5 protein-coding genes are annotated in these 6,644 nt (G+C 71.6%); 1 reads left to right on the top strand and 4 read right to left on the bottom strand.

Annotated elements, in window-relative coordinates; genetic code table 11:
• Positions 1 to 337: 337 nt before the first annotated feature.
• Positions 338 to 754: a hypothetical protein gene (locus GKQ77_RS24445; protein WP_219691088.1), complete on the bottom strand. Its 417-nt coding sequence runs from the start codon at positions 752 to 754 to the stop codon at positions 338 to 340.
• Between the two features lie 11 nt (positions 755 to 765).
• The gene (locus GKQ77_RS24440; RefSeq protein ID WP_219691087.1) at positions 766 to 2,193 is read right to left on the bottom strand and encodes a purine-cytosine permease family protein; all 1,428 of its coding nucleotides are present in this window, start codon (positions 2,191 to 2,193) and stop codon (positions 766 to 768) included.
• Between the two features lie 236 nt (positions 2,194 to 2,429).
• On the opposite strand from GKQ77_RS24440, the gene GKQ77_RS24435 reads away from it, so the two are divergent.
• On the top strand, positions 2,430 to 3,263 hold the full coding sequence (locus GKQ77_RS24435; protein ID WP_219691086.1) for a MurR/RpiR family transcriptional regulator: 834 nt from the start codon (positions 2,430 to 2,432) through the stop codon (positions 3,261 to 3,263).
• A gap of 17 nt (positions 3,264 to 3,280) precedes the next feature.
• Here the strand turns inward: GKQ77_RS24435 and GKQ77_RS24430 are convergent, their stop codons facing one another.
• Complete coding sequence (locus GKQ77_RS24430; protein WP_219691085.1) at positions 3,281 to 4,159, bottom strand: alpha/beta hydrolase; 879 nt, start codon at positions 4,157 to 4,159, stop codon at positions 3,281 to 3,283.
• A gap of 220 nt (positions 4,160 to 4,379) precedes the next feature.
• Positions 4,380 to 6,644 (bottom strand): protein kinase domain-containing protein (locus GKQ77_RS24425; protein WP_219691084.1); only part of this gene is annotated, 2,265 nt, incomplete at its 5' end.

Here is a 6,644-nt window from a genome sequence, read left to right as displayed (position 1 = left end):
GGGCGGGACTTCGCGGAAGTGGTACGAGCGCGACATGTGCGCGCAGCACCCGCTTAACACTGCTCCGGCACATTGGTGGCTGTCGGCGTCAGGAACTCCGGAGCGGCTCCCGGACCTCCGTGGACGCCGGGGCGCGGTCCGGTCCTGACCTGGCCCGTGTCCCTCGCGGGGATCGCCGTCGTCCCGCCCCCTGGGTTGCCGGGGGTGCGGCGGTCCCCGCGATTGCGCTCCGCTGGGTTGGCGGTTCTCTTCCCGCGGGTGCGTTGTGGTTGCTCGCGCCGTTCCCCGCGCCCCTTACGGGGCGCTCGGCTTCCCGTGCTTTTCCCTTACGGGGGGCTCAGTCGTCCCACTCTGTGGTGGGGCGGGGCTTGCGGTCTCTGTTGGCGTGGACCGCGTTGACGCCGAAGATGCCGGCCCAGGTCACCAGGAGGCCGGTCAGGCCGCCGTTGACCGCGCCGATCGCGGAGAGCGGGACGGCGAGGATCAGTGAGAGCACGCCGAAGCCGAACCGCTCGCTCCACGAGTCGAGGGGGCTGCCGGGGGAGCGGGCGCCGCGGGCGACGACCATCTGCTGCTCGGCGAGGTGGCGGCGCATGCGGCGGTCGATCGTGCCGTCCACGCGCTGCTCGATCTTCCCGAGGAACGAGTCGACCAGGGCGGCGTCGTACTCCTCGCCCAGCTCTCTGCGGGCGTGCAGAGTGGCGTCGAGTTCCTTCTTGAGGTCGGTCTTGAGTTCGGCGTCACGGGCATCCATACCCGGCTACGTTACGGCGCCGGGGCCTCCTTCGCGCTGGGGGTAACCCCCCTTTCCGTCCGGGGCCCAGCCCCAGGTGCCACGGCATCGCGCCTGGCCAGGGCCCAGTACAGCACCGCGGGCACCACGAGTCCCACGATCCACGAGAGGTCGGCGCCGCCCAGCGGGGCGACGAGCGGGCCCGTGTAGAAGTGCGTGACGAGGAAGGGCAGCTGGGCGAGCAGGCCCACGCCGTAGACCACGAGGGCGTCCCAGCGCCAGGCGCCGTAGCGGCCGTGGGGGTCGAAGAGGGCGGGGATGTCGTACCGCTCGCGGGAGATCAGGTAGTAGTCGACGAGGTTGATCGCCGACCAGGGCGTGAAGAAGGTCAGCAGGAACAGCAGGAAGTCCTTGAAGGACGTCAGGAAGCTGTCCTTGCCGAGCAGCGCGACCGCCGTGCCCGCCAGCATGATCACGGCGATGTACGCGGCCCGCCCGCGCGGCCCGAGCACCCGCTGCCCCCGGAAGCCGCTGATGCTGGTCACCATCGACATGAAGCCGCCGTAGGTGTTGAGGACGTTGATGGTCAGCTTGCCGAGCGCGATCACGAAGTAGAGGAAGGAGGCGACCAGGCCGGTGCCGCCGAGGCCGACGACGTAACCGACCTGGTTGGCCAGGAAGGCGTCGCCCGCGCTCGCCGCGACCAGCACCCCGAACGTCATCGACCACTGCGAGCCGAGCGCCGACCCTGACAGGGTCCACCAGAAGGTGGCTCGCCCCGATGTCGTACGCGGCAGATAGCGCGAGTAGTCCGCGACGTACGGGCCGAAGGCGAGCTGCCAGGACGCCGAGAGGGAGACGGCGAGCAGGAACACCGGCAGGTCGAAGTGGGCGTCGGAGAGCAGGGCGCCCACGTCCACGCGCTCCACGAGCCGTATGCCGAGATAGACGAAGGCGAGCGCGCAGATCACGCTCGCCACCCGGCCGAGCGCGTGGATGACGCGGTAGCCGACCGCCGCCATCACCGCCGTGACGACGGCGAAGACGATGATGCCGGTGGTGTCGTCCGTGTGCGTCAGCCGGGCCGTTGCCTGTCCGGCGAGGACGCTGCCGCTCGCGAAGAAGCCGACGTACATGAGGATGACGAGCAGGAGCGGCACGACCGCGCCCTTCACCCCGAACTGGGCCCGGGACTGGATCATCTGCGGCAGTCCGAGCCTCGGCCCCTGCGCCGAGTGCAGCGCCATCACCGCGCCGCCGAGCAGATTGCCGACGACGAGGCCGACGAGCGACCACACCACGTCGCCGCCGAAGACGACGGCGAGGGCGCCCGTGACGACCGCGGTGATCTGGAGGTTGGCGCCGAGCCAGAGCGTGAACTGGCTGAACGCCGTGCCGTGCCGTTCGTCGTCCGGGACGACGTCGATGGAGCGCCGCTCCACCAGGTCCTCAGCTGCCATGCCGGCCCACTCTCCCTAGGGGTCCCTTGCCCGGCTGTATATGGTCATGCAGAGTTCTTGCTGTCTGAATAGGTTGTCAATACCAGGCGTCCGATTGAGGAGGGGATACGAGTGGAGTCGGCGGACCGGACGCTGACGGATGATGTGACGGCGGCGGCCGGGGTGCTCGACCCGTCGACCCGCCTGAGCACGACCCTGAGTACGACCGTGGGCACAGAGACCCTGAGGGGGACGGCATGACGGACAGCCCTGCCGCGCGACTGCAAGCGCTCTTCGAGGGCCACCGGCTCACGCCCACGCAGCGGCGCATCGCGCACTGCATGGTGCGGCGGGCGGCGGACGTCCCCTTCCTCTCCAGCGTCGAGCTGGCGGAGCTGGCCGGGGTGAGCCAGCCCTCGGTCACCCGTTTCGCGGTGGCACTCGGCTTCGACGGCTATCCGGCGCTGCGCAGACACCTGCGGGACGTGGCGCCCCCCGAGACGGCGGCCGAGGACTCCCTCAACGAATACCAGCAGGCGGTCGAGGCGGAGATCGCGAACCTCCGGCACCTCGCGGACGCCCTCGCGGACCCGGCGCCGGTGGAGCGGGCGGGCCGCCTCCTCGCCGCGTCCCGCCCCCTCCCCGTCCTCGGCCTGCGGGCCGCCGCCTCCCAGGCCTACGGCTTCTCGTACTTCGCCGCGAAGGTCCACCCCGACGTGCGCCTCCTCCACGAGGGCGGCACGATGCTGACCGACCGCATCGACGCGGCGGTCCGCGCGGGCGCCACGGCGCTCCTGTGCTTCGCGCTCCCGCGCCACCCCCGTGAGGTCGTGGACGCGCTGGCCCACGCGAGGGAGGCGGGCCTGACGGTGGTCACGGTGGCGGACTCCCCGTTCGCCCCGGTGGCCGCCTACTCCCACCTCCTGCTCCCGGCAGCGGTCGGCACGGGCCTCGCCTTCGACACGGCGTGCGCCCCGATGCTGCTGGGCCGCGTCCTCCTGGAAACCATGTGCGACGGCCTCCCGGACGCGCAGGCCCGCCTGGAGGAGTTCGACGCGGGGGCGGCGGCGCGGGGGTTGTTCGTGGAGTGAAGGGCCGCGCTGTCCGCTTACATCGACTCCGCTTGGACCAGCTCGGCCAACAGTGCTGCAAAGAGGTGCGGGCGGCTGAAGTATCCGACGTGTGACGTGGCCAGCGCACGGACGTCGAATGGGTTTTCCGGGGTCAGTTCGTCGGCCTTGCGGATCATGTAGTCCTGGACGGCCGGGGGGATGCTCAGGTCTTCGGTGAGGCGTACATAGGTGTGCGGCACCTTGCCCCACCGCTCGGCCAGGGCCACCGCGCCCTCCTCCAGTACCGCGTAGTTCTCGTCCGGGTCCATGGAGTCGAGCAGCATCCGGAACTGGTGGTCGGTGGAGTCGGCCATGACGGCGGTCTTGAGCTGCGTGAACAGCACGGAGTCGGTGTGCGCGGCACGCCAGTTGAGCCGTACCACTCCCGGATCCCCCGAGCGCGGCACGGTGATGCGTGCTGCCGCGGCGTCCAGCAGGTTGTCGTCGAGGACGTCCCACTTCCCGGTGACCATCGCCGGGTCGCTGAGGCAGACCGCGGAGAGGTAGACGACGCGGTCCAGGAGTTCGGGCACGGCGTTGGCGACGGCGGTGACGGTCAGGCCGCCGAAGCTGTTGCCCGCCAGGACCAGGGGCCCGGACGGGGCGAGCCGGTGCAGGACGTCGACCACATGAGCCACGTTGTCCCGCAACGTGATGCCGCGCATCGGGGAGGGCGCGGTGGCCAGTGCCCCGAGGTCCTGCGGCTGGCGGTAGTAGGCGGCCGGGTGGTCGGCGTGGTCGCCGTGGCCGGGCAGGTCGACGGCGTACGAACGGTGACCGAGCAGGGCCAGCTCGTTCTGCAACGGCCCCCAGGCGCGGGCATTGCTGGACCCGCCGGGAACGAATACGAAGGTGGGGTGTGCGGTGATGCGCATGTAAGGAGTCCTCGTCATCCTGAGGCGAACGGTGCACGTGCGCGGATGACCAGGTGCCGACGGAACGCTCGGGTCAGCACCGAGTCCGGGACACCGAACGGATGCGCAGGGACTGCCAGTTGTGCAGGGTCGAGTACATGATCGACACGATAGGCCCCCTCCGGTACGCCCACCACCGAATTGCCGACCGCCCGCCGCCGGGGGCGGGGGAGGAGCCCCGCTACGCCTTCGGCACCGAGAAGCGGAAGAGCTTGCCCGACCAGGTGGCGTACAGGTGGGTGTCGAGCGGGAGTGCCGACCAGGAGCCGGAGCCGCCCGTGGCGCGGTAGTGCCAGACCTGTTCGCCGGTCTCGGGGTGGAAGGCGTACAGGCCCTTCTTGCCCGCCGCGAGGAAGAGTCCGGGCAGGGCGCCCAGGAGGGTCAGGTCGGCCAGGCCCTTGCCCGCCTTCCAGCGTTTCGCGCCGGTCCTGGCGTCGATCCCGTGCAGGACCTTCCTGTCCAGGTAGCAGACGGTCCCCTCCACCCGTGCGTAGCCGCGTTCGCCGCGCGCGGCCGTCTGGACCGTCCACCGGGTCTTGCCCGACTCCGGGTCGAAGGCGGTGAGCAGGCCGCGGGTCGAGCCGCCGAAGTTGGTGCTCGGGTAGGAGAACAGGGTGTCGCCGAGGAGGCTCAGGGCCCCGGTGAAGCCGAGGATCTCACTGTTCGTCGAGGGGAGTTCGGTGGGTTCGCTCCACAGCGTCTTGCCGTTCTCGGGGTCGATGGCCAGCAGCTTCATGTCGGCGTCGATGCCGTAGAGCACCTTGCTCCTGGCCTTGCCCGTGGGCTTGGCCTTGGACTTGGGCTCGCCCCTGTTCCCGCCCGGGGCGTACAGGGTGACCAGGTCCTTCGCCCAGATACGGTCGCCCGTCTTCCGGTCCAGGGCGGAGTAGCCCGAGAGCATCGCGGCCGGATTCGTCCTCGACGCGCTGCCCCAGGCGAGCAGCGCGCCCGCCGGCGTCACGCCGAGGACCATGCTCCCGTCCTTCACGTCCCGCGAGGTCCACCGCACCTCGCCGCTCGACGCCTCCAGGGCCTGGAACCGCCCGCCGCTCGCCGTCATGACCAGGTCGCCGTCCGAGAGGTCCAGCTTGGGCGCGCCCTCCCCGGCCGGGGACGCGTCCCACACCTCCTTGCCGGAGCGGCCGTCGAAGGCGTGCACCTTGCCGTCCGTACGTACCGTGTATACGCGCTTGTCGTCGGCGAGGGCGTCGGTGTTCTGGCCGCTGTCGTCCTCCCACAGGAGCTTGCCGGTCTCCCGGTCGAAGCAGGCGCCGGAGGCCTTCTGGGTGCAGAGCAGGGTGGAGCGGGTCACCGCGCTCAGGGACATGGCGGGCTGCGGCAGCTCCTTGGTCCAGTCGAGTTCGGGGGTGGCGACCGAGCCGTCGCCGCCCTTGCCGTTCCCGTCACGCGAGCGCAGGTACCAGACGGTGCCCCCGGCCGCCGCCGTCACGGCGAGCGCGGCGCCGCCGGTCAGCAGTCGGCGGCGGCTGAGCAGCGGGGCGCGCAGGGCGTCCTGGAGGGTGCGCTGGTCCTCAGTGACCTGGAGCTCGACCGCGCCGAGCCAGCGCGCGGTGGTCTCCGGGCGCAGCCAGGACTGGAGTTGGCCGACGGTGGGGCGGCGGGCGGGGTCCTTGTCGAGGCACGCGGTGACGATGCCGAGCAGGCCGTGCGGGACGCCGTGCAGCTGCGGCTCTTCGTAGGCGGCCCGGTAGAGCAGGGCGTGGGCCGCGCCGGTGCCGAAGGGCGGGACGCCGGTGGCGGCGAAGGCGAGTACGGCGCCGAAGGCGAACACGTCGGAGGCGGGCGTGAGTTCGACGCCCCGCGACTGCTCGGGCGACATGAAGCCGGGCGATCCCGCGACCTGGCCCTCGGCGGTGAGGACGGTCCCGTCGACGGCCCGGCTGATGCCGAAGTCGATGACCCGGGGACCGTCGAGGGTGAGCAGGATGTTCGACGGCTTGAGGTCGCGGTGGATGAGCCCGGCGCGGTGGATCGCGGCCAGCGCCTCGGCAAGGCCGCCGCCGAGCACGCGCAAGGTCGGCTCGGGCATCGGCCCGTGGGCCTCCAGGGCCTCGGTGAGGGAGGGGCCGGGGATGTAGGCGGTGGCCAGCCACGGCTGCGGGGCCCCGGGGTCGGCGTCCACGACCGGCGCGGTGAAAGCGCCGGAGACCGCGCGTGCGGCGTCGACCTCCGCCTTGAAGCGGCGGCGGAAGTCGGGGTCGGCGGCGAGTTCGGAGCGTACGACCTTGACCGCCACCGCACGGCCGCTGCGCGACGCGGCGAGATGGACACGGCCCATGCCGCCCGCGCCGAGTTCCCGGATCACCCGGTAGGGGCCGATGTACGAGGCGGGGGGCGCGGCCTGCGAATCCGGCGTGGAGGGTGCCGGCGTGGACGGTGCCGGAGTGGAGGGGGTCGGCGCCGACGGCGGCATGGGCGGGGGAGG

It is taken from the genome of Streptomyces anatolicus, from assembly GCF_019400875.1.
In the GTDB taxonomy this organism is placed as follows: Bacteria; Actinomycetota; Actinomycetes; order Streptomycetales; family Streptomycetaceae; genus Streptomyces; species Streptomyces anatolicus.
This window is presented reverse-complemented; position numbering and strand designations above follow the sequence as displayed.

What these genes read in the sequence shown, in the direction of transcription:
- GKQ77_RS24445 (WP_219691088.1), bottom strand. Translation starts at nt 754, where the DNA reads ATGGATGCCCGTGACGCCGAACTCAAGACCGACCTCAAGAAGGAACTC.
- GKQ77_RS24440 (WP_219691087.1), bottom strand. Translation starts at nt 2,193, where the DNA reads ATGGCAGCTGAGGACCTGGTGGAGCGGCGCTCCATCGACGTCGTCCCG.
- GKQ77_RS24435 (WP_219691086.1), top strand. Translation starts at nt 2,430, where the DNA reads ATGACGGACAGCCCTGCCGCGCGACTGCAAGCGCTCTTCGAGGGCCAC.
- GKQ77_RS24430 (WP_219691085.1), bottom strand. Translation starts at nt 4,159, where the DNA reads ATGCGCATCACCGCACACCCCACCTTCGTATTCGTTCCCGGCGGGTCC.